Origin of the sequence: Vibrio antiquarius (assembly GCF_000024825.1) — a bacterium.
Lineage (GTDB): Bacteria > Pseudomonadota > Gammaproteobacteria > Enterobacterales > Vibrionaceae > Vibrio > Vibrio diabolicus.
The window spans coordinates 881205-902594 of the sequence record NC_013456.1; the positions used below are offsets into that span (position 1 = coordinate 881205).

Genomic DNA, 21390 nt, shown 5'->3' on the forward strand with positions numbered 1-21390 from the left:
AATTAAGCGGCCATGTTTGCGAATAAGTACACTTGATAACCTAGGAAGCATGCAAACAAGATTGCACCTTCAATACGGTTAATACTGCGTGATTTACCCAAACACATCGCGACAAGTAATAGTGAAACGCCTAACATGACCCAGAAGTCACGTCCCATCGCGTACTCACTCAGCACCGATGGATTAATGATGCCAGGAATGCCCATTACGGCCAGAATATTAAACACATTCGAGCCAATAATGTTACCGACGGCCATGTCGTCTTCACCTTTTAAAACACCAGCAAGCGATGCTGCGAGCTCAGGTAGACTAGTACCGATGGCAATGATAGTCAGACCGATGACAAGATCGCTCATGCCAAAATACTTTGCAATAATCACCGCGTTATCCACTAGCATGCTTGCTGCCAAAGGAAGCAGTATCAGGCCAATAACCACCCACATGATCGCTTTAGGGTTGCTGACGCCTTCTGGGATCTCTGACTCTTGGTCATCAAGAAAAACATCACCTGATTTTTGTTCTTTGCGGCTGATCTGCAACATAGCAAATAAAAATGCCCCAAAGAGTACAAACAATAAGACACCTTCATAAAAACCGAGATGGCTATTCCAAAGCAGAATACCGGCGAGTACTGTTACAGCAATCATTAATGGCAGTTCCCGGCGGATGACCGCGGAGCTAATCGACAGAGGCTTGATGAGTGCTGTAATACCTAGGATTAACGCGATGTTCGCGATGTTTGAGCCTAAAACGTTACCCACTGCAGTATCGGTTTTTCCGTCCCAGGCTGCGGTTGCAGAAACCATCATCTCTGGCGCAGAAGAGCCCATCGCAAGGATTGTCATGCCGATGACAAGAGGTGAAATACCGACGTTGCGGGCTATCGCTGCAGAACCAAAAACAAGTTTATCTGCACTCCATACGAGCAAAACAAGACCGACTATAAGCAACGCTACGGCTTCGAGCATGAGAATTCCTAAGTATTAAATAAGTAAAATGAATAACCGCTAATTTTGACCTTTTGCGGCCTAAAATGGAAGATAAACGACGAATAAATTAAAGGTTAGTAACGAAAATGTATGCAAATGTCGTTCACTTAAATCAGCAATTCTTGTCTAGGATTTAAACACTTTGCGCTGATTTGATCGTAATCCATAAAAAATTGCAGGTATATACTCGACTTTATTTAATTGAACAGTGCTTTAAATTCAAAGCCAATGTGCTTATGATTGCAGCCTAATAAATGTACCGACGTTACTTTATTAAACGTGAAATTCAACTCCGTTGTGTGTCAGGTTGATGATGCCGTGAGTTGCAACGCTCCGACAGTAGAAGAGATGATATGTCGAACAACGATTTAGTCACCGTGAACAACCTCACTTTTTCACGGGGAGAGCGCAAGATCTTTGATGGTATTGATCTGCATGTTCCTGAGGGCAAAGTGACGGCCATTATGGGACCATCGGGAATTGGTAAAACAACACTGCTGCGTTTAATTGGTGGTCAGTTGTATCCCGAGCAAGGAGAGATCTGGTTTGATGGCGACAATATTCCCTCTCTCTCGCGTAAAAAACTCTACCATGCTCGAAAGAAAATGAGCATGTTGTTTCAATCAGGAGCTTTATTCACTGATTTGAATGTCTTTGATAACGTCGCCTTCCCATTGCGAGAGCATACGAATTTATCTGAAGAGCTGATTCGTACCATGGTATTGCTTAAGCTTGAAGCCGTCGGTCTACGCGGCGCGGCACAACTGATGCCGAGCGAGCTATCGGGTGGCATGGCAAGACGCGCTGCGTTGGCGCGTGCGATCGCCCTGGATCCTGATTTAATCATGTATGATGAACCATTTGTCGGACAAGACCCAATCACCATGGGTGTCTTGGTTGAGCTCATTAGTAATCTAAATCAAGCGTTAGGTTTAACTTCTATAGTCGTTTCTCACGACGTGCCTGAAGTAATGAGTATTGCCGATTGGGTTTATCTGATGGCCGATGGCAAAATTATCGCTTTTGGCACACCAGAAGAGCTTAATCAGAATCCTGACCCTCGCGTTCAGCAGTTCTTACAAGGTGATGCAGATGGTCCTGTACCGTTTCGCTTCCCTTCTCAAAGTATCGAAAAGGACTTATTTGATGGTCGATAACTTTATGCATTTTGTCGCCTCACTAGGTAGACGAACGCTCTCCATCTGCGGAGCATTTGGTCGTGCGACTTTCATGCTGATTGGGGCACTGTTTACTAAGCCACAACCGCTCAAAAGCTTTCCTCTGCTCGTTAAACAACTTTATTCCGTAGGCGTCCAGTCTCTGGCGATTATCGTCGTATCTGGGTTGTTCATTGGTATGGTCTTGAGCCTACAAGGCTATGTTGTGCTGGTGGATTACGGCGCAGAGGGCAGTTTGGGGCAAATGGTGGCGCTCTCATTGCTACGTGAATTAGGGCCCGTTGTCACTGCACTTCTGTTTGCTGGTCGTGCAGGCTCTGCGTTAACTGCAGAGATAGGTTTGATGAAAGCGACGGAGCAACTTTCTAGCCTTGAAATGATGGCGGTAGATCCGCTGAAAAGAGTGATCGCGCCACGTTTTTGGGCTGGTGCTATTTCAATGCCATTACTGGCTATGATTTTCATGGCAGTGGGTATTTGGGGCGCTCAGCTTGTTGGTGTTGACTGGAAAGGTGTTGACCATGGCAGTTTTTGGTCAGCGATGCAGTCCTCAGTTGAACTAGGACAGGATATTGGTAACAGTATGATCAAATGCTTTGCGTTTGCAATTACGGTTACTTGGGTCGCTCTATTTAACGGTTATGATGCTATTCCAACTTCGGAAGGGATCAGCCGAGCAACTACGCGCACTGTTGTGCATTCTTCTTTAGCAGTACTAGGACTAGACTTTGTACTGACCGCATTGATGTTTGGGAATTAATCATGCAACAAACACGTAAAACTGAATTATGGGTTGGCAGCTTTGTATTAGCGGGAATTTGCGCGATTCTTGTGATGATTTTTCAAGTTGCTGACGTAAAAAGCATTGGCTCTGGTGATACTTACACCCTCAAAGCTGAGTTCGATAATATTGGTAGTTTAAAAGTTCGCTCGCCAGTAAAAGTGGGTGGGGTTGTGATTGGCCGGGTAAGCAATATTTCGCTTAACCCAGATAACTTATTACCTGTTGTAACTCTATCGATCAATAGCAAATACAATCAATTCCCAGAAACGTCGAGCGTACAAATTTTGACGTCTGGCTTGATTGGTGAGCAATACATTGGTTTAGTACCAGGCTTTGTTTTTGACGATGAAGTCATGCTGGTCGATGGCGATACCATCGAAGACACCAAATCAGCGCTCGTGCTTGAAGACTTAATTGGTCAAGTGCTTTACAGCGTAGGTGGTTCAGACGATTCAAGTAAGGAATAACTATGTTAGCGAGATTATTACTTTCAGTTTGTGCTGTGTTTAGCGCGTTTGGTACAAGTGCAGCAGAAGTGGATAAAACTGAACCTTATAAGATGATGAAGCAAGTGGCTGAAGTCACGTTCGAAAGATTAAAAGCCGAGCAGCCGAAAATCAAACAAGACCCAGATTTACTCAAGGTGATTGTTGAAGAAGAGCTAATGCCTTACGTCAACTACCGCTATGCTGGGTTAAAGCTCCTAGGTCCAAACCTAAAAGGAGCGAAACGTGAAGACGTACTTGAGTTTATCGATGCATTTCGCGCGTATTTAATTGCTTCATATGCCCAAGTGCTAACGCAATACAGTGACCAGAAAATTGAATTTGGTCCTGAGCCTAGTATTGATGACTCTAAGCGTATCACCAGCATTAAAGTTGATATCATCGATACGCCGCGTCCAAACATCAAGCTAGAGTTCAAATTGCGTAAAGACAACAAATCTGGTGAGTGGGAAGCGTTCGATATGATTGCGGAAGGTATCAGTTTACTCTCTAGCAAACAGTCAGAATGGAATAGCAAAATTCGTCAAGAAGGCATTTTATCTGTCGCGAAAGATCTAGAAAAATTAGCTGCGGAGCCGGTTCGCTTTGAGGCGAAGAAATAATGGCCCAGACTCCCGCTCAGTGGCAATTAGATCAAAACATTCTTAAGCTAACAGGGGCACTTGATAGAGATACAGTGCCCTCATTGTGGGCGTATGCTCAGCAATGGCAACCAGCTCAAGCTGAGCTGGAATGCTCGTTAAAAGAGATAGAGCGCGTCGACTCTGCAGGAATGGTGATGTTAATCCACTTATTAGAGAATGCAAAAAAGCAAAACTGTCATATAATGCTCAGTTTCGTGCCGGCGCAACTGCGCACTTTGTTTCAACTGAGCAATGTTGAATCTTTAGTGGCCAAACACATACAGAATTATCAGGGGTAAATTGTGGATAGCGCAAAAGTACAACAGTTATTAGAAGAAGCACTAAACCTTCAAGAAGTGCATGTAAAAGGTGAAGGTAGCCACTATGAGGTGGTTGCTGTTGATGCTTGTTTCGATGGAATGAGCCGCGTTAAGAAGCAGCAGTTAATTTATGGTCCTCTGATGGAATACATCCAGCGTAACGACATTCACGCATTATCAATTAAAGCGTTCACACCAGAAGAGTGGGCTCGTGATAAGAAACTGATGTCGCTTTAAGGTTTATTGATGGAAAAGTTTCGAGTTATTGGGTCAGATAAACCACTCGTTGGTGAAGTGACCATTTCCGGTGCAAAAAACGCAGCACTGCCGATTTTATTTGCGTCTATCTTGGCGGAAGAGCCTGTAGAAGTGGCAAACGTGCCACACCTTCGTGATATCGATACAACCATGGAACTGCTTAAGCGTTTAGGCGCGAAAGTAAGCCGTAATGGTTCTGTTCACGTCGATCCAAGTCGCATTACTGAATACTGCGCACCGTATGATTTGGTGAAAACCATGCGTGCTTCTATTTGGGCTTTGGGCCCGCTCGTAGCGCGATTTGGTCAAGGTCAGGTTTCTCTACCTGGCGGTTGTGCTATCGGTGCTCGTCCTGTTGATCTGCATATTTCTGGCCTAGAGCAGCTTGGCGCAACGATTACGCTTGAAGATGGTTACGTTAAAGCTGAGGTTGATGGTCGTCTAAAAGGTGCGCACATCGTGATGGATAAAGTCAGCGTAGGCGCGACGATCACCATCATGTGTGCTGCAGCACTTGCTGAAGGCACTACAACGCTAGACAACGCGGCGCGTGAACCTGAAATTGTAGACACCGCGGATTTCCTAAATAAGCTTGGTGCAAAAATTTCTGGTGCAGGTACAGATACGATCACGATTGAAGGTGTTGAGCGCCTAGGTGGTTGTAAACACAACGTAGTTGCCGACCGTATTGAGACAGGAACATTCCTTGTCGCTGCCGCGGTATCTGGTGGTAAAGTAGTATGTCGTAACACTAACGCTCATTTGCTTGAAGCGGTTTTAGCCAAGCTAGAAGAAGCTGGCGCGCTTGTCGAAACGGGTGAAGATTGGATTTCAGTTGATATGACTGCTCGCGAGCTGAAAGCAGTGAGTGTACGTACAGCGCCGCATCCAGGCTTCCCGACCGATATGCAAGCGCAATTTACGCTACTAAACATGATGGCGAAAGGCGGCGGCGTGATCACTGAGACTATCTTTGAAAACCGCTTTATGCACGTACCAGAACTCATGCGTATGGGCGCGAAAGCCGAGATTGAAGGCAACACCGTTATCTGTGGTGATGTTGAGTCATTAAGTGGTGCGCAAGTGATGGCAACCGACCTACGAGCTTCGGCTAGTTTGGTAATTGCGGGCTGTATTGCTAAAGGCGAAACCATCGTTGATCGTATTTACCATATCGACCGCGGTTACGACAAAATCGAAAATAAACTGGCTGCACTTGGCGCAAATATTGAGCGAGTGAGCGAGGCAAGTTAAACTGCACCGCAGGTAACTTGGATATCAAGAGAGCCGAAACCTGAGTTTCGGCTTTTTTATATCACTCTCATGACCATAGTTATCCTTTATGGAAAGAGAGAAATTAATAGCTGTATCTGGCAAAAGCCGGTTCCTGGAGAACAAGAATGATTGCACTGTTACGTGTATTTGCTGTCGCTATCTTTGCGATTGTTATGTTTATTGGTGGTTGTGGTTACTGCCTGTTAAGCCCCCGAAACCCTAAGCACGTTTTCACTTTTGGCCGCTTGTTTGCCAAGATGTCTCGTGTATTTGGGATTAAGTTAGAGCTGCGTATCCCTGAAGATGCGTATTCACGCGGACAACATGTTTACATTGCTAACCACCAGAACAACTGGGACATGTTTACTGTTTCTGCTGCTGTGACCCCGAAAGTTGTGACAGTAGGTAAAAAGAGCTTGGCTTGGATGCCACTGTTTGGTCAGCTTTACTGGCTTACGGGTAACATCCTGATTGACAGAGCGAATCGCTCGAAAGCAAAAGGTACTATCGATCAGGTAGTGAGCAGCATGAAAGAAAGTGATGTTTCGGTGTGGATGTTCCCTGAAGGCACGCGTTCTCGTGGACGTGGTTTGCTGCCATTCAAAACAGGTGCTTTTCATGCGGCAATTGGTGCAGGTGTGCCAATCATTCCTATCGTATGTAGCTCGACGAATAAAATTAAGCTGAACCGTTGGAACAATGGTCATGTGATTGTTGAAATGCTACCTCCAATCAGCACTGAAGGCTATGGTAAAGAGGGCATTCGCGAGTTAGCGAATATCTGTCGTGAACAGATGAAAGAGAAGCTTGAATCGTTAGATGAAGAAGTCAAACAGCGCAACGCTGCTTAAGTTTTACTGCGATATCATCACGAAAAGACAATAAAAAACGGGTAGCCTGAGCTACCCGTTTTTTTATGTTTGTCAGCAAGTGCAATTATTTGCGAACAGCGATTGCTTCAATCTCGATGCCAACATCTTTTGGTAGGCGAGCCACTTCTACACAAGAGCGTGCAGGGTAGTTTGCTACGCCGTGCTCATCAAAGAACTTGCCGTAAACTTCGTTCACTGTGCCAAAGTCATTTAGGTCTTTAACAAAAACCGTTAGCTTTACAATATCAGATACTTTAAGACCTGAAGATTCAACTACAGCCTTTACGTTTTCTAGAGACTGACGAGCTTGTTCTGCGATATCAGCAGACACTTCACCTGTCGCTGGGTTTACTGGGATTTGGCCTGAAGTAAGAACCATGTTACCTAGATCTACGCCTTGAACGTAAGGACCGATTGCTGCTGGTGCAGATTCAGTGTGAAGTACTTTCGTCATTTGATTTTTCCATCAGTTGTAGGGAATAGAGATTCTCAGTTTGCCTCTAAACCCGTGGTAGGTAAAGAGTAAAATACCCCGGCATTGCGGGGTATTTTAAACGTATCACGCCCAGTCGTACGGTGTGTTTATCGTTCGGTTACGATCTCACGTGAGAACACTTTCTCGCAGTACTTACACTTTAGGCGGATTTCTTGTTTCTTTTCGAATACGCTAAAGCTGCTTTCTACTGGCTCATTGTGAGAAATACAGTTTGAATTTGGGCATTCGAAGACATCATTGATGCGCTCTGGAAGCTCTAACGCGAGCTTTTTCACCACTTCATAGTTTTCGATTTGGTTCACGGTCGCGTGAGGAGCATACAGCGCCAACTTGCTCGCTTGCTCTTCATTAATAAACACATTTTCTATTTTCAGTAGATCTTTATGACCGAGTGCCGATGATGGCAAGTTCAGACCAATCGTAACGCGCTGTGATGAATTGTGCATATCGAACAGTCTTAATACTTTGATGCCGATTTGCGCAGGGATGTGGTCGATGACTGTGCCATTTTTGATTGCTTCTACCTGCAATTGAGTTTCTTTAGCCATGGGTTTTCTCCTCGATTACAGTGTTTCGTTTAGAACAAGCGCCAACAGTGCTTGGCGAGCGTATACGCCATTTTGAGCTTGCTGGAAGAAGTAAGCATGAGGCGTTTTATCAACATCGGTTGTGATTTCATCCACGCGAGGGAGGGGGTGGAGTACTTTTAGGTTCTCGCGCGCCCCTTCTAGTAGTGCCGCCGTTAGGATGTAAGCCGACTTAATATGTGCGTATTCCGATTCGTCAAAACGTTCTTTCTGTACGCGTGTCATGTACAGAATATCCAGCTCAGGAATCACACTCTCCATGTCCGTGTGCAGGCTATATTGAATGCCAGCTTCGTCTAGCTCTTCGCAGATGTAATCTGGCATTGCCAATGCTTCTGGTGCAACAAAGAAGAAGCGGATGTTATTAAACTTCGCTAAGGCTTGAGTCAGTGAGTGCACTGTGCGGCCATATTTTAGGTCACCTACGAATGCGACGTTCAGGTTGTCTAGACGCCCTTGTGTTTCTGCGATGGTGTATAGGTCGAGTAGCGTTTGAGTTGGGTGTTGGTTTGCACCGTCACCAGCGTTGATCACTGGCACGCCATTTGAGAATTCAGAGGCCAAGCGAGCGGCGCCTTCTTGTGGATGGCGCATTACAAAGGCATCGACGTAAGAAGAGATGACCTGTACTGAATCTGCGAGTGTTTCGCCTTTTTTCGCCAGAGAGGTATTACCATCATTATCAAAGCCAATCACGTCACCACCAATGCGTTGAATCGCTGTTTCAAACGATAAACGTGTACGTGTTGATGGTTCAAAGAAACAACTGGCAACGACTTTGTTTTTAATCAGTTCTGGTCGAGGTGCTTTTTTAAGGCTGCCTGCTGTTTCTACGATAAGTTCCAGCTCTTCACGTGAAAGCTCTGGAATAGAGATGATGTGCTTCTGGTAAAGCGAGTTCGCCATGATCTTCTTCCCTATAACATTGATGACTATATCCAAATTGCCGAAAGGAATTTTGGACATAAAAAAACCTCCCCAAATGGGGAGGTTTTAAAATTCAATAGAATTAACGAAAATAACACCACGTAAGCGTAGTCGCTTAGCGAGAGCAAATCGCGTTTTCATGTTGGCAATTAGCTTGGTCATTTCTTAATCCTCAGACAAATTGCCGAGCATTATACGCTTAACTTTCGTGAGCGCAAGCGATTACATCATGGTTTTTGGCAGCTGTTTTTGCGCGCTGGTTTAGCTTCCTAGCGTCGCAACCATCACGGCTTTGATGGTGTGCATACGGTTTTCAGCTTCGTCGAATACGATGGAGTATTCCGATTCAAATACCTCTTCTGTTACTTCAAGGCCTTTCATGCCGTATTTTTCAGCGACTTCTTTGCCGACGGTGGTTTCATCATTGTGGAAAGCAGGAAGGCAGTGCATGAATTTCACATGTGGATTACCCGTTTGCTTAATCACGTCCATATTGATTTGATATGGTGTCATTAACGCTACACGTTCATCCCATGCCTCGGCAGACTCACCCATAGATACCCAAACATCGGTGTAAAGGAAGTCACAACCCTTCACGCCTTCCTCCACGCTTTCAGTTAATGTGATTTTTGCACCAGTTTGCTGCGCGATAGTTTGGCAAGTCGCCACGAGATCTTCTTCAGGCCAGAACGCTTTTGGCGCGACAAGGCGAATATCCATGCCCATTTTAGCGGCCCCCACCATGAGCGAGTTGCCCATATTGTTGCGTGCATCGCCTAGGTAAGCGAAGGTCATTTCATGCAGCTGTTTACCACGGCCGTGCTCTTGCATGGTAAGGAAATCGGCAAGGATTTGGGTTGGGTGGAACTCATCAGTCAAACCATTCCACACTGGAACACCAGCATAAGTGCCAAGCTCTTCAACAATGGATTGGCCAAAACCGCGGTATTCGATGCCATCATACATGCGGCCAAGTACGCGCGCGGTGTCTTTCATTGATTCTTTATGGCCAATCTGAGAACCAGAAGGGCCGATGTAAGAGACTTGAGCGCCTTGATCAAAAGCTGCGACTTCAAACGCACATCGGGTACGAGTCGAAGATTTCTCAAAGATGAGTGCAATGTTTTTACCTTGAAGTGTCTTCTGCTCTGTTCCTGCATATTTTGCTTTTTTTAGCTCTGCAGACAGTTCGAGCAAGAACTGGATTTCTTTGGTTGAGAAATCCAATAGCTTCAAAAAGTTGCGGTTACGTAAATTGAAAGCCATAGCTCGTCCCTTAGTACGTGTGATTGAATTAATAGAATGCATTAAAACATATAAATGCTTTATTTGTGAATAATTATTTTTACATAAAACTAAAAAAGGTTGATGCATTCACATCAACCTTAGTTTTTATTCATTTAATGTAAAAGGACGAATTGGTTATATATCGTCTCGCTCTATCGGACAACTCATGCAGCGGGCGCCACCACGGCCACGGCCAAGCTCGTTACCTGGGACTGTCAGTACTTTGATACCAGCTTTGTCGTATTTTTCGTTGGTGTATACATTGCGTTCGTAACCAATCACAACGCCCGGTTTTACGGTAAGAACGTTATTGGCGTCATTCCATTGTTCGCGCTCAGCTTCATAACTGTCACCACCCGTGGTGATGATTTTCAGCTGATCTAAGCCAAGAGCAGATTCAATCGCATGTAGGTAGTTATGAGATGCTTCAACATGCATTTCACCATTGCCTTTTGGTGTTAAGCGCCATGTGTCGAGATCTTTGCGCATGATCTCTGGGTAAACAGAGAACGTGTCCACATCCATATGGGTCATAACGGTGTCTAAATGCATGCATGAACGGTGTTTAGGCAGATCAATCGCAATCACTTCGGTTGCTTGTCCTGCCTTAAACAGGCTCGCTGCAAGGTTCTCTACGCCTTGCGCGGTCGTACGCTCAGACATACCGATCAGAACTGCACCTTTACCAATAACCAACACATCACCGCCTTCGACATTCGCATTATCATAATGCAGATCATCATCACCGAAGTATTTGATAAAGTCTTGGCCAGCAAAAATTGGGTGCCAACGATAAATCGCACGTAAGTGGTTTGTCTCACGTTGGCGTGCAGGCATCATCATTGGGTTGAGCGATACACCACCATAAACCCAGCATGAGGTATCACGCGTAAATAGGTGGTTAGGTAGTGGCTCAATAACAAAATCCAGCGGACGCTTCATTTTTGGCAGCATAGAAGATGAGGTGATCGGCAGCTCTGAGTAAGCTAAGCCACCTAAAAAGATGCTGGCAAGGTGTTCATCATCCATTTCTGAAAAATATTGGCGTAGGTCTCGCGCAAAGGTTGGCCCGTAACGAAAGTCAGAAATCTGAGTATCTAGCAGCCACTGTTTTGCTTCTGGAACGGCGAGGGTTTCGACCAGTAAATCGTGGAGGAGAAGCACTTCTACATCTTGATCGCGTAGCGTGCGTGCGAACGCATCGTGCTCTTCACCGGCCGCTTCTACAGCAAGAACATCATCAAACAGTAACTCATGACAGTTTGATGGAGTTAAGTGGGTTAGGGCGCGCTCTGGGCGATTTAATAGAACTCGTCGAAGTTGACCAACTTCTGATCCAACGTACAGCTTGCTCATTTTGTATCCTTACAAATTTTCCAGCCATTAGTTATGACAAGCTTCCTAGAAAGATGCAAGTTATCAAGCTTTGTTTATATTCTGGTGTTTCTGGTTTTGTGAGTTTTTTATTTTCATTTTGATTCTTATGAAATTTATTATTAGATATAAATGCTATTTTATTAAAATTAGAGTGCGTGCGTTTTTATTCTAATTTTCCCGTTGAGAAAGAATACACGCACAGTGCATAAAACGTGCATTTTTATTCTAAATTATGCATTATTAAAGTGAATTTATTCGTTATGCTTCTTCGTTTTACACGTGAGTGTATTCAAGAAAGCGCCATAAACACGCATAGAAAGAGAAAATAACCACATTAAGTGTCAATTAGGATGTTCTGAATATTAAAAAATGCCATTCTTTGTTAATTTTTTGTTTCTTTGTGTGGTCGGTTTAATATTTAGATTCAAATAACCGATAAGAATCGCAGTGGTATGATGTTTGTTTGTGGCTTTTCATCGCAATCCATGCCATATTTCACCGGATCAGCATACTCAGTATCGGGTATTGTGTTTCCATCAAGTAACTAATCTGGAGCCAAAACATGTCTCACGAAGATGAATATCTATCAGTAGAAGAATTAATTGAGATTCAAAAGGAAGAGACTCGCGATATCATTGCAGCATTGCTAGAAGATGGCAGCGATCCAGATTCGCTATACGAAATTGAGCACCACCTGTTTGCAGAAGATTTTGACACGCTAGAAAAAGCGGTAGTTGAAGCATTCAAGATGGGCTTTGAAGTGCTTGAAGCAGAAGAAACTGAAGATGAAGATGGTAACAAGTTGCTTTGCTGTGATGCGACTATGGAGTCCGCACTAGACGCAGAAGCGATTGATGCGCAAGTTGAAAAATTGATTCACTTGGCAGAAAAATACGACATCATCTATGACGGTTGGGGTACGTACTACGAAGGCGAAGATGCGCTTTACCCTGAAGAAGATGAAGACGACGAGTAATCAAAGCTCACCTTTTTTAGAAAAACCAGCGTTTAACGCTGGTTTTTTTATACCTTGAAAATGGCATCCAACAACAGATGTATGTGGAGGTGATAAATAATTCACATTGAGTTTATAGGGGATTTCTCCCTATAATGCGTGAAAATTGATCTAGCGCAAGGTGTATATGCAACTCTCACTCGCCGGTTTATGGCAAGTCTCTCCACTGACGGACCTCTCGATTCCACAGGATGACATCACTTTTCCCGCCCCTTTAAGTCTGGTCCTGCCTGATGAATTGACGGAGGAAGCGATCCGTCAACAAGAATGGCACCTGATGCATGACATTGAAGTGGATGAGGCGATGATGGCATTTCCTGCAGTGGAAATGGTAATGGGTGGTGTTGATTACCATGCGGAGGTACGTTTGAACGGCGTGGCTGTGTTTGATTGTGATGGCTCGCAAAGTGTGTATAAGAAAGACATTCGCCCATACATGCAAATGGGGCGTAATCGCTTTGAGATATTGTTCCTAGAGGAAGAAGAAGATCTTTTATTCGATGAGGATAAGCCAGAGCTGTGCCCGCTTTCTGAACATCAATATAAGAAAAGTGATGAGCGACTGGGCGTGTGGCAAGAACCGTACTTGCAGTTTATTCGCAACGTGCGTTTAGATCGCGTGGCAACCGAGCAGATTTGGCACCATGGTGGCGGGTGTGAATTTAAGGTCGATTTGTATTACCAGACATTTGCGCCAGGACTAGTGTCAGCAGCGGTAAAGTTTAATGGCATGACTTACCATATCCCAATTGACGTTCGTGCAGATCACGCCAGTGCACTCTTTCAGATTGAAGCGCCAAAGTATGCTGATCTTAATGACCCTGATCCAAATGATCTCTATCAGTTGTCTGTTGAATTGGATGGGCAACGCCAAAACTTCACTGTTGCATTGAGCCAGGAGCTTTGCGTTACCCATGTTGTGCTTTAACGTCTGATAATATTTTTTATTACAGTACCTTAAGCATTACGACTTCACATGCATCATGCCCTGTTTGTCCAAGCGGGGCATCGAGATGCTCAAAGCCTAGCTTTTCATACAAGCCTACCGCCTCTCTTAGACATTCGGTTGTCTCTAAATAGCACTGCTGATACCCAAGCTGTTTCGCCAGTTGTAAGCTCAATGCGACGATGCGTTTGGCTAAACCGTGTCCTCGTGTTTGAGGTAAGAAGTACATCTTTTGCAGCTCACACACATTTGGCTCACCAGCTAAAGGGGCAAAGCCACCGCCACCAACGATCTCTCCGCGATGTTCAATGACCCAATAGGCGGCCCCGTTTTGATTATACACCGAATACATATCATCAAGCGTTGGATCGGCCACACCATAACCTCTGTCTGCGGTTAAGCCGTATTCTGCGGAGACTTTACGAATTACGTCTGCCACTTGCGGATTGTCTGCTTTGGTAAGAGGTCGAAGGGTGTATTCCTCTGCCTGACACACTTTTGTTAGCCCTTTTAGGTAAGTCTCTAGACCAAGTTTGAGTTGTTCTTGCTCACAGTCATCAAGTTGTGTAAGCAACTGCTCAAAAAAGCTGTTTTGCTGCTGGTCTAGTTGCGCTAACGCCTGCTGTCCTTGAATTGTGAGCACTACGAGTTGGCTTCGTTTATCTTTCGGGTTTTCGATGCTCTCAACCAAACCTAATTTAATCAAACCAGTAATGGTGCGGCTTGCATTGGACTTGTCGACACTAAGCTGCTGCGCCAGTTGGTTGATGGTCAATGGCTGCAATTGGATTTCACCTAATGCGTGCGCTTGTACCGGGGTAAGAGCGACATCGCCGCATTGTTTATCGAGCATACCAAGCAATCGGACGGCTTGACGGGAGTAGTGTCGGAGTTGACGAGCGTTCATTATCACTTACCTCTAAAAATAAAGTTGCGCACCGCAATTAAATTAATTGCGGTGCGCAACTTTGTCAATGATAAATGTCATTTGGCTCGTTAGGAGACGTAGTGAGCCTCCATGTTTAAGCGTGGTGATGTAAACAAAACTGCGGTGCTGATGATTTACGCATCCATACTTTCTCGTGGAAGTAGTAAGCCACCGTATTCAAACTCGGCTCTAGCATCGCCATTACGCCGCCGACAAATGCATCACCTGTTAGTAAGTAAACCACGGTAAAAGCGACGCTGAAGTGCACGGTCGCAAAGCTTGCGGTTTTTAATTTGGTCATCCACTGACGAGCTTTAAGTGCTGGGACTTTTGCCCATGCCTTTTCATGAAAGTAGAAGGCTACGGTGTTCACTGAAGGCTCAATCATGGCAATTAAACTACCAATTAAAACGTCGCCTGTGAGTACGTAAGCGACACTAAATGCGATAGTAAAATGCAGTGCTGCGAAAGTTAGTGTCTTTTTCATGATAATTACTCAATCGTGTTTGTTTCGATGAGTTTATTATCGATAATAATTCTCATTAATACTAATGGATGATGAGTATTGTTGCGATAGGGGAAAGCTATTGATGATGGTTTTTGGTGAAAGATATACAAAAAAGGTTGACCATGATGGCCAACCTTTGGATTCAAAGTGAGAAGTGTTAGTTCTTCTCTTTCACTGAGGCTTAAAGTGCGGCGATCGTTGTCTTCTGCTCTTCTAGCTTAGCTAGTGTCTCTTTGTAGCCTTCAAGCTTCTCACGCTCTTTAGCAACAACCGCTTCAGGTGCTTTCGCTACAAAGCCTTCGTTGCCCAGTTTGCCTTCGATACGCTTGATTTCGCCGTGCGTCTTCTTGATTTCGCCATCTAGACGAGCAAGCTCTGCATCTTTGTCGATCAAACCCGCCATTGGGATCATCAGCTCAGACTTGCCAACCAGTGCCGTTGCACACGCTGGGGTTTCTTCGCCAGCTTCAAGCACGCGTACTGCTTCTAGCTTCGCTAGAGACATCAATACTTGTTTGCTTGCTTCTAGACGAGAGGCGTCTTTCTCATTCGCTGCTTTCAGCATAACGTCTAGAGGCTTGCCTGGGTTGATGTCGTACTCAGCACGTAGGTTGCGGATGCTAGTGATGAACGCTTTCACCCACTCGATGTCGTCTAGCGCTTCTTGGTGGAAGTTCGCTTCGTCAAACTGAGGCAGAGTTTGTAGCATGATTGTCTCGCCCTCAACACCGTCAACTAGTGGCTTGATGCTTTGCCAGATAGTTTCTGTGATGTAAGGAATCACAGGGTGAGCTAGACGTAGCGTCTTCTCAAGTACCGTGATTAGTGTACGGCGAGTACCACGCTGTTGCGCTTCAGTACCTTTCCATAGAACGGGTTTAGTTAGCTCTAGGTACCAGTCACAGAATTGGTTCCAGATGAATTCGTAAAGTGTGTTTGCAGCCATATCTAGACGGAAGTTGTCGATATGGTTGTTGAACGCTTTCGCTGCGAGTTCAAACTGAGACTCGATCCACTTGTCTGCTAGTGAGTACTCGATCTCACCTTCACCAAAACCACAATCTTGCTCTTCTGTGTTCATCATTACGTAACGGCTTGCGTTCCATAGTTTGTTACAGAAGTTACGGTAACCTTCAAGACGCTTCATATCCCAGTTGATATCGCGACCTGTTGATGCCATTGCTGCAAGAGTGAAACGCAGTGCGTCTGTACCGTATGCTTCGATACCGTTTTCAAACGTCTTACGCGTGTTCTTCTCGATCTTCTTCGCTAGCTGAGGCTGCATCATGTTGCCACAACGCTTCTCTACTAGAGACTCTAGGTCGATACCATCGATCATGTCGATTGGGTCAAGTACGTTACCTTTCGACTTCGACATTTTGTCGCCGTTTTCGTCACGGATTAGGCCGGTAACGTAAACTGTCTTAAATGGTACTTGTGGTTTGCCATTTTCGTCTTTCACGAAGTGCATGGTCATCATGATCATGCGCGCAACCCAGAAGAAGATGATGTCGAAACCAGTTACTAGAACGTCTGAAGGGTGGAATACTTTCAGATCGTCAGTTTGCTCTGGCCAACCTTGAGTACCGAACGTCCATAGCGCAGAAGAGAACCATGTATCCAGTACGTCTTCGTCTTGGTGCAGCTCAATTACTGACTCTAGGTTGTTGTTCTTGCGAACTTCTTCTTCAGTGCGACCTACGTAAACATTACCTTGGTTGTCGTACCAAGCTGGGATGCGGTGACCCCACCATAGCTGACGAGAGATACACCAGTCTTGAACGTCACGCATCCAAGAGAAGTACATGTTTTCGTATTGCTTAGGAACGAATTGGATGTCGCCGTTTTCTACTGCTTCAACTGCTGTTTTCGCTAGAGGCGCAGTACGTACGTACCATTGGTCAGTTAGCATTGGTTCGATAACCACGCCACCACGGTCGCCGTAAGGAACTTGTAGATCGTGATCTTTTACTTCTTCAAGTAGGCCTAGCTCGTCGAATTCAGCAACGATAGCTTTACGAGCGGCAAAACGCTCCATACCGTGGTATTTAGCTGGTAGCTCAGTGCTGTAAGCGTCGCTTGCTTCGCCGTTAGTGTTGAATACTTCTGCTGCGTCGCGGATGTTCGCGTCGAAAGTCAGAATGTTGATCATTGGTAGCTGGTGGCGCTTACCAACTTCGTAGTCGTTGAAGTCGTGCGCAGGTGTGATTTTCACACAGCCAGTACCTTTTTCCATATCTGCGTGCTCATCGCCCACGATTGGGATGCGACGATCAACGATAGGAAGGATGATTTCTTTACCGATAAGATCTTTGTAACGTGGATCTTCTGGGTTAACTGCAACACCCGTATCGCCTAGCATGGTCTCTGGACGAGTCGTTGCAACAACGATGTAGTCTTTGCCATCCGCTGTTTTAGCGCCATCTGCTAGTGGGTAGCGGAAGTGCCACATGTTGCCTTTAGTGTCTTTGTTCTCTACTTCTAGATCTGAAATCGCTGTGTGTAGCTTTGGATCCCAGTTAACCAGACGCTTACCGCGGTAGATTAGATCGTCTTCGTATAGACGTATGAATACTTCTTGAACGGCGTTAGATAGACCATCGTCCATCGTAAAGCGCTCACGATCCCAGTCTACAGATGCGCCAAGACGACGAAGCTGCTTAGTGATAGTGCCGCCAGATTCGCCTTTCCATTCCCAGATTTTGTCGATGAAAGCTTCACGACCGTAATCGTGTTTTGTTTTGCCTTCTTCTGCAGCGATCTTACGCTCAACAACCATCTGAGTTGCGATACCAGCGTGGTCAGTACCTACTTGCCAAAGGGTGTTTTTACCCTTCATACGTTCACAACGGATAAGCGTATCCATGATCGTATCTTGGAACGCGTGGCCCATGTGTAGGCTACCAGTGACGTTCGGTGGCGGGATCATGATGCTGTATGATTCTTTAGTAGTGTCACCGTGTGGCTTAAAGTAGCCTTTCTCTTCCCAAGTCTGATACAGAGCTTGTTCGATTGAAGTTGGGTTGTATGTCTTTTCCATAGCGCTCTTTTAATGGATACGTTGATGGTTGAATCTTAGTCAATCTTTATAAGTGAGGGATCTTAACAAGATCGCCTTAACTATAAGGATTGACCGTTAAGGATATTGAATTTCGATCGTTTGCAGCTGGTAACCTGCTTGACGGTAAATTTTATATCTTTCTCTTGCGAGTTGTTTAGCTTTTTTTTCGCAGGGCACGAAGTCTACCACTTGAGCAAACTTGTTCGCAAAGGTTGTCTCATTTTCCGCCAAATTAATTACCAATTGACGATTCCAAGACGGCTTTACACCGTTATGGCCGATCTCAATATTGGTGGCGTATTTCGGTCCCTCGCCTACGAGGTTATGTGCCATGAACTTGTCTGCATCAACTTGCCAAAAGGCTTCAGCGAGCTGCTCGGCGTGTGGTTTGTCTTGGCAGTTTAAATACACTTTAGCGCCTTGGCGGGCAAAGTGCTGCGCCAAAAACACAATGTACTCTTCAAAGCCAGCCACCGTTGCTTGCGGGCTCTCTTCGTTAATGATGTAGAAGGTTGCAGTTTGCATCATTCTCTCACTTGCCTTGGGTCTCTTCCTAAGACCATCTTAAATCCCATTTTCATTTTAGAAAATTAGGATAATAAAAAAGGGCCTTGCGGCCCTTTTAGATTTTGTTCAGAAATTACTCTTCTGTCTCTTGGCCGCTGCGGTTCAAAAGGAATTGGACAAGCATTGAGACAGGACGGCCCGTTGAGCCTTTCGCTGCGCCTGATTTCCACGCGGTACCTGCGATATCGACGTGAGCCCAGTTGTACTTTTTAGCAAACTTAGACAGGAAGCAACCTGCAGTGATAGTACCAGCAGGACGGCCACCAATGTTTGCCATATCCGCAAACGGGCTCTTCAACTGCTCGTGGTACTCATCTGCCATTGGTAGACGCCATGCACGGTCACTTGCTTGCTCTGAAGCGTTAACTAGCTCATGAGAAAGAGGGTTGTGGTTAGAGATAACGCCACTGATGTGGTGACCTAGTGCGATAACACAAGCACCAGTTAGGGTTGCAACGTCAACCACGCAGTCTGGTTCGAAACGCTCTACGTAAGTCAGTGCGTCACAAAGAACAAGACGACCTTCCGCATCCGTGTTCAGAACTTCTACAGTTTGACCAGACATTGTCGTTAGGATGTCACCTGGACGGTACGCGTTGCTGCCAGGCATGTTTTCACAGCCAGCTAGAACACCAATAACGTTGATTGGTAGGTTCAGCTTCGCTAGCGCTTTCATTGTACCGAATACCGATGCCGCACCACACATGTCGTACTTCATCTCATCCATACCTTCGCCCGGTTTTAGAGAGATACCGCCTGAATCGAAGGTTAGACCTTTACCTACTAGCACAATAGGTTTTGCATCTGAGTCAGGGTTACCTTTGTACTCGATGATAGACATCATAGATTCGTTTTTAGAACCACGGCCTACTGCTAGGTAAGAGGTCATACCCAGTTTTTCCATCTCTTGCTCACCAATGATTTTGGTGGTTACGGTTTCGTAATCGTCCGCTAGACGACGAGCTTGAGAAGCAAGGTAAGCTGGATTAGCTACGTTTGGCGGCATGTTGCCAAGGTCTTTTGAGGCTTTGACACCAGATGCGATAGCGAGACCATGAGTGATTGCTTTTTCACCCAAGTTTAATTCACGACGCGTTGGTACGTTGAAAACAAGCTTACGCAGTGGGCGGCGAGTCTCAGGTTTAACGCTCTTGAATTGATTAAATGTGTATAGACCATCTTTAGTCGCTTCTACAGCCTGGCGTACTTTCCAGTATGTATCGCGACCCTTAACATGCAGTTCAGTTAGGAAACATACCGCTTCCATTGAGCCTGTCTCGTTAAGTGTGCTGATCGTCTTTTGAATGATTTCCTTGTACTGGCGCTCGCCAAGTTCACGCTCTTTGCCGCAACCGACAAGTAAAACGCGCTCTGACAAAACACCTGGTACTTGATGCAGTAGCAGCATCTGACCAGGTTTACCCTCTAGATCACCACGGCGAAGTAGTGAACTGATGTAACCGTCACTGATTTTATCAAGTTGTTCGGCTACTGGAGAAAGGCGACGTGGTTCAAACACACCAACAACGATACATGCGCTACGTTGTTTCTCTGGACTGCCACTTTTTACACTGAACTCCATGCGTACTCCTACATCCTGAAGACAAATTGCTCTAAATGTTAGATAATGATCGCTTACTTGTTGAATTTTAGCTCCAGGCTTACATGCAGAGCTGATTAAGCGACTAACATCTAGTTTATAATTTTTAAAAAAATAAATGGTTCAACGGGAAACTATAGTGATTCGACCAAAAAAACAAGTTTTGTATAGGTAATTTCAGCGTGATTATTGTTAGATATTTGATCCGCGAAACACTCAAGAGCCAATTTGCGATTTTTTTCGTACTTTTTTTGGTGTTTGTAAGCCAGAAATTCATAAGTGTTCTTGCTGATGCTTCTGATGGGGATATTCCTGCTGGATTGATTTTCTCGATTGTTGGTTTGAATATGCCAGCAATGGGTCTATTAATGCTGCCTTTAAGTCTGTATATCGGCATATTGATCACGTTTGGTCGCCTGTATGCAGAGAGCGAAATTGTCGTGATGAACGCGACAGGTATTGGTAACAAATTCCTGGTACAAGCGGCCTTGTACTTAGCACTGATTACTTCTGCTGTGGCGGCTTTCAATGCATTGTGGTTATCGCCGTGGTCTCAAGACCGTGTTGAGCAACTTTATGAACAAGTGGCGGCAGAAAACAGCGTTGACTTGCTAAAGAAAGGGCAATTCCAAGGCACGCCAGATGGTTCATCGGTTGTCTTCATTGATGACATTAAAGACAATACATTGAGCAACGTTTTTGTCGCGCAGATGCGCCCGAGAGATTCAGTATTGCCGAGTGTGATGTTCTCGTCTTCTGGTGAAGTAAAAGAGCTGTCGGACGGCCGTCAGGTCATCACCATGAAAGAAGGCACGCGTTATGAAGGTGTGCCTACTCGCGTTGAATATATGATCACAAAATTCGATGAATACGAAGGCGTTATCGGCCAGCGTGAGGTCAAAAAGAAAGGGCGAGATTGGGAAGCGTACCCAACGGTCGATTTGATTGGACACCCAGACCCAGAAGCGCAAGCAGAGCTGCAATGGCGCATTTCGTTATTTGTGTGTATTCCACTCTTAACGATGTTGGTTATTCCATTGTCGGCGGTGAATCCGCGTCAGGGACGATTTGCCAAAATGGGGCCCGCGATTCTTATTTATCTAGCGTATTTCCTGGCGATTAGTGCAACAAAATCTGCATTAGAAGATGGTGACATTCCGGCGGCAATCGGCATGTGGCCAATTAATGCGATGTTACTGATTGTCGCAATCATGGCCAATATGATGGACAGCGTTGCTGCTCGACGAATAAAAGACAAATTCCGTAAAAAGAGGCTCGCGTAAGCT

General features: G+C 45.2%; 22 protein-coding genes. 11 read left to right on the top strand and 11 right to left on the bottom strand.

Annotated features, from left to right (window positions below; translation table 11 throughout):
- Positions 1 to 2: 2 nt before the first annotated feature.
- Complete coding sequence (locus tag VEA_RS04175; RefSeq protein ID WP_005396236.1) at positions 3 to 968, bottom strand: calcium/sodium antiporter; 966 nt, start codon at positions 966 to 968, stop codon at positions 3 to 5.
- A gap of 374 nt (positions 969 to 1342) precedes the next feature.
- On the opposite strand from VEA_RS04175, the gene mlaF reads away from it, so the two are divergent.
- From mlaF to VEA_RS04215, 8 genes are all read left to right on the top strand, one after another.
- Complete coding sequence (gene mlaF, locus VEA_RS04180) at positions 1343 to 2146, top strand: phospholipid ABC transporter ATP-binding protein MlaF (RefSeq protein ID WP_005396235.1); 804 nt, start codon at positions 1343 to 1345, stop codon at positions 2144 to 2146.
- Positions 2136 to 2927, top strand: coding sequence for a lipid asymmetry maintenance ABC transporter permease subunit MlaE (gene mlaE, locus VEA_RS04185; protein WP_005396234.1), 792 nt, complete (start codon positions 2136 to 2138; stop codon positions 2925 to 2927). Before mlaF ends, mlaE begins: the two co-directional genes overlap by 11 nt.
- A gap of 2 nt (positions 2928 to 2929) precedes the next feature.
- The gene (gene mlaD, locus VEA_RS04190; protein ID WP_012841383.1) at positions 2930 to 3418 is read left to right on the top strand and encodes an outer membrane lipid asymmetry maintenance protein MlaD; all 489 of its coding nucleotides are present in this window, start codon (positions 2930 to 2932) and stop codon (positions 3416 to 3418) included.
- A gap of 2 nt (positions 3419 to 3420) precedes the next feature.
- Entirely contained in the window at positions 3421 to 4059 is a 639-nt protein-coding gene (gene mlaC, locus VEA_RS04195; protein WP_006742355.1) for a phospholipid-binding protein MlaC, read from the top strand.
- The gene (locus VEA_RS04200; protein WP_012841384.1) at positions 4059 to 4379 is read left to right on the top strand and encodes an STAS domain-containing protein; all 321 of its coding nucleotides are present in this window, start codon (positions 4059 to 4061) and stop codon (positions 4377 to 4379) included. The genes mlaC and VEA_RS04200 overlap by 1 nt, the downstream gene beginning before the upstream one ends.
- Positions 4380 to 4382: 3 nt before the next feature.
- A complete protein-coding gene (gene ibaG, locus VEA_RS04205; RefSeq protein ID WP_005396230.1) occupies positions 4383 to 4637 on the top strand; it encodes a BolA family iron metabolism protein IbaG in 255 nt (84 codons plus the stop codon).
- 9 nt (positions 4638 to 4646) lie between these two features.
- Entirely contained in the window at positions 4647 to 5912 is a 1266-nt protein-coding gene (murA, locus tag VEA_RS04210) for a UDP-N-acetylglucosamine 1-carboxyvinyltransferase (protein ID WP_006742356.1), read from the top strand.
- A 146-nt stretch (positions 5913 to 6058) separates the two neighbouring features.
- Positions 6059 to 6784, top strand: a complete 726-nt coding sequence (locus VEA_RS04215) for a 1-acylglycerol-3-phosphate O-acyltransferase (RefSeq protein WP_005381088.1) — start codon at positions 6059 to 6061, stop codon at positions 6782 to 6784.
- Positions 6785 to 6869: 85 nt separating this feature from the next.
- Here the strand turns inward: VEA_RS04215 and VEA_RS04220 are convergent, their stop codons facing one another.
- From VEA_RS04220 to arcA, 5 genes are all read right to left on the bottom strand, one after another.
- Positions 6870 to 7259 (bottom strand): RidA family protein, encoded by a 390-nt coding sequence (locus tag VEA_RS04220; protein WP_005381087.1) that lies wholly within the window; start codon positions 7257 to 7259, stop codon positions 6870 to 6872.
- Between the two features lie 128 nt (positions 7260 to 7387).
- Positions 7388 to 7849: an aspartate carbamoyltransferase regulatory subunit gene (pyrI, locus tag VEA_RS04225; protein WP_005381086.1), complete on the bottom strand. Its 462-nt coding sequence runs from the start codon at positions 7847 to 7849 to the stop codon at positions 7388 to 7390.
- 15 nt (positions 7850 to 7864) lie between these two features.
- Positions 7865 to 8794, bottom strand: coding sequence for an aspartate carbamoyltransferase (gene pyrB, locus VEA_RS04230; RefSeq protein WP_005397473.1), 930 nt, complete (start codon positions 8792 to 8794; stop codon positions 7865 to 7867).
- 282 nt (positions 8795 to 9076) lie between these two features.
- Positions 9077 to 10081, bottom strand: a complete 1005-nt coding sequence (locus VEA_RS04240) for an ornithine carbamoyltransferase (protein ID WP_012841385.1) — start codon at positions 10079 to 10081, stop codon at positions 9077 to 9079.
- A 156-nt stretch (positions 10082 to 10237) separates the two neighbouring features.
- Positions 10238 to 11458 (bottom strand): arginine deiminase, encoded by a 1221-nt coding sequence (gene arcA / locus VEA_RS04245; protein WP_006742359.1) that lies wholly within the window; start codon positions 11456 to 11458, stop codon positions 10238 to 10240.
- A 583-nt stretch (positions 11459 to 12041) separates the two neighbouring features.
- Between arcA and rraB the strand changes: the two genes are divergently transcribed.
- Both rraB and VEA_RS04255 read left to right on the top strand, forming a co-directional pair.
- On the top strand, positions 12042 to 12455 hold the full coding sequence (gene rraB, locus VEA_RS04250; protein ID WP_005381081.1) for a ribonuclease E inhibitor RraB: 414 nt from the start codon (positions 12042 to 12044) through the stop codon (positions 12453 to 12455).
- A 166-nt stretch (positions 12456 to 12621) separates the two neighbouring features.
- Complete coding sequence (locus VEA_RS04255; protein ID WP_006742360.1) at positions 12622 to 13422, top strand: glycosyl hydrolase 2 galactose-binding domain-containing protein; 801 nt, start codon at positions 12622 to 12624, stop codon at positions 13420 to 13422.
- A 19-nt stretch (positions 13423 to 13441) separates the two neighbouring features.
- Here the strand turns inward: VEA_RS04255 and VEA_RS23110 are convergent, their stop codons facing one another.
- From VEA_RS23110 to pepA, 5 genes are all read right to left on the bottom strand, one after another.
- Entirely contained in the window at positions 13442 to 14347 is a 906-nt protein-coding gene (locus tag VEA_RS23110) for a bifunctional helix-turn-helix transcriptional regulator/GNAT family N-acetyltransferase (RefSeq protein WP_006742361.1), read from the bottom strand.
- A 115-nt stretch (positions 14348 to 14462) separates the two neighbouring features.
- Entirely contained in the window at positions 14463 to 14855 is a 393-nt protein-coding gene (locus tag VEA_RS04265) for a DUF2061 domain-containing protein (protein ID WP_012841386.1), read from the bottom strand.
- A gap of 202 nt (positions 14856 to 15057) precedes the next feature.
- Entirely contained in the window at positions 15058 to 17916 is a 2859-nt protein-coding gene (locus VEA_RS04270) for a valine--tRNA ligase (protein ID WP_006742362.1), read from the bottom strand.
- Between the two features lie 96 nt (positions 17917 to 18012).
- Entirely contained in the window at positions 18013 to 18462 is a 450-nt protein-coding gene (locus VEA_RS04275) for a DNA polymerase III subunit chi (RefSeq protein ID WP_041853015.1), read from the bottom strand.
- A gap of 115 nt (positions 18463 to 18577) precedes the next feature.
- Entirely contained in the window at positions 18578 to 20086 is a 1509-nt protein-coding gene (gene pepA, locus VEA_RS04280) for a leucyl aminopeptidase (RefSeq protein ID WP_005397459.1), read from the bottom strand.
- Positions 20087 to 20286: 200 nt separating this feature from the next.
- Here pepA and lptF point away from each other — a divergent pair, with 200 nt between their 5' ends.
- Positions 20287 to 21387 (top strand): LPS export ABC transporter permease LptF, encoded by a 1101-nt coding sequence (lptF, locus tag VEA_RS04285; protein WP_006742363.1) that lies wholly within the window; start codon positions 20287 to 20289, stop codon positions 21385 to 21387.
- The last annotated feature ends 3 nt before the right edge of the window (positions 21388 to 21390 follow it).

Excerpts from the sequence above, each read along its gene's own strand:
- VEA_RS04175 (WP_005396236.1), bottom strand. The coding sequence starts at position 968 with ATGCTCGAAGCCGTAGCGTTGCTTATAGTCGGTCTTGTTTTGCTCGTA.
- mlaF (WP_005396235.1), top strand. The coding sequence starts at position 1,343 with ATGTCGAACAACGATTTAGTCACCGTGAACAACCTCACTTTTTCACGG.
- mlaE (WP_005396234.1), top strand. The coding sequence starts at position 2,136 with ATGGTCGATAACTTTATGCATTTTGTCGCCTCACTAGGTAGACGAACG.
- mlaD (WP_012841383.1), top strand. The coding sequence starts at position 2,930 with ATGCAACAAACACGTAAAACTGAATTATGGGTTGGCAGCTTTGTATTA.
- mlaC (WP_006742355.1), top strand. The coding sequence starts at position 3,421 with ATGTTAGCGAGATTATTACTTTCAGTTTGTGCTGTGTTTAGCGCGTTT.
- VEA_RS04200 (WP_012841384.1), top strand. The coding sequence starts at position 4,059 with ATGGCCCAGACTCCCGCTCAGTGGCAATTAGATCAAAACATTCTTAAG.
- murA (WP_006742356.1), top strand. The coding sequence starts at position 4,647 with ATGGAAAAGTTTCGAGTTATTGGGTCAGATAAACCACTCGTTGGTGAA.
- VEA_RS04215 (WP_005381088.1), top strand. The coding sequence starts at position 6,059 with ATGATTGCACTGTTACGTGTATTTGCTGTCGCTATCTTTGCGATTGTT.
- VEA_RS04220 (WP_005381087.1), bottom strand. The coding sequence starts at position 7,259 with ATGACGAAAGTACTTCACACTGAATCTGCACCAGCAGCAATCGGTCCT.
- pyrI (WP_005381086.1), bottom strand. The coding sequence starts at position 7,849 with ATGGCTAAAGAAACTCAATTGCAGGTAGAAGCAATCAAAAATGGCACA.
- pyrB (WP_005397473.1), bottom strand. The coding sequence starts at position 8,794 with ATGGCGAACTCGCTTTACCAGAAGCACATCATCTCTATTCCAGAGCTT.
- VEA_RS04240 (WP_012841385.1), bottom strand. The coding sequence starts at position 10,081 with ATGGCTTTCAATTTACGTAACCGCAACTTTTTGAAGCTATTGGATTTC.
- arcA (WP_006742359.1), bottom strand. The coding sequence starts at position 11,458 with ATGAGCAAGCTGTACGTTGGATCAGAAGTTGGTCAACTTCGACGAGTT.
- rraB (WP_005381081.1), top strand. The coding sequence starts at position 12,042 with ATGTCTCACGAAGATGAATATCTATCAGTAGAAGAATTAATTGAGATT.
- VEA_RS04255 (WP_006742360.1), top strand. The coding sequence starts at position 12,622 with ATGCAACTCTCACTCGCCGGTTTATGGCAAGTCTCTCCACTGACGGAC.
- VEA_RS23110 (WP_006742361.1), bottom strand. The coding sequence starts at position 14,347 with ATGAACGCTCGTCAACTCCGACACTACTCCCGTCAAGCCGTCCGATTG.
- VEA_RS04265 (WP_012841386.1), bottom strand. The coding sequence starts at position 14,855 with ATGAAAAAGACACTAACTTTCGCAGCACTGCATTTTACTATCGCATTT.
- VEA_RS04270 (WP_006742362.1), bottom strand. The coding sequence starts at position 17,916 with ATGGAAAAGACATACAACCCAACTTCAATCGAACAAGCTCTGTATCAG.
- VEA_RS04275 (WP_041853015.1), bottom strand. The coding sequence starts at position 18,462 with ATGCAAACTGCAACCTTCTACATCATTAACGAAGAGAGCCCGCAAGCA.
- pepA (WP_005397459.1), bottom strand. The coding sequence starts at position 20,086 with ATGGAGTTCAGTGTAAAAAGTGGCAGTCCAGAGAAACAACGTAGCGCA.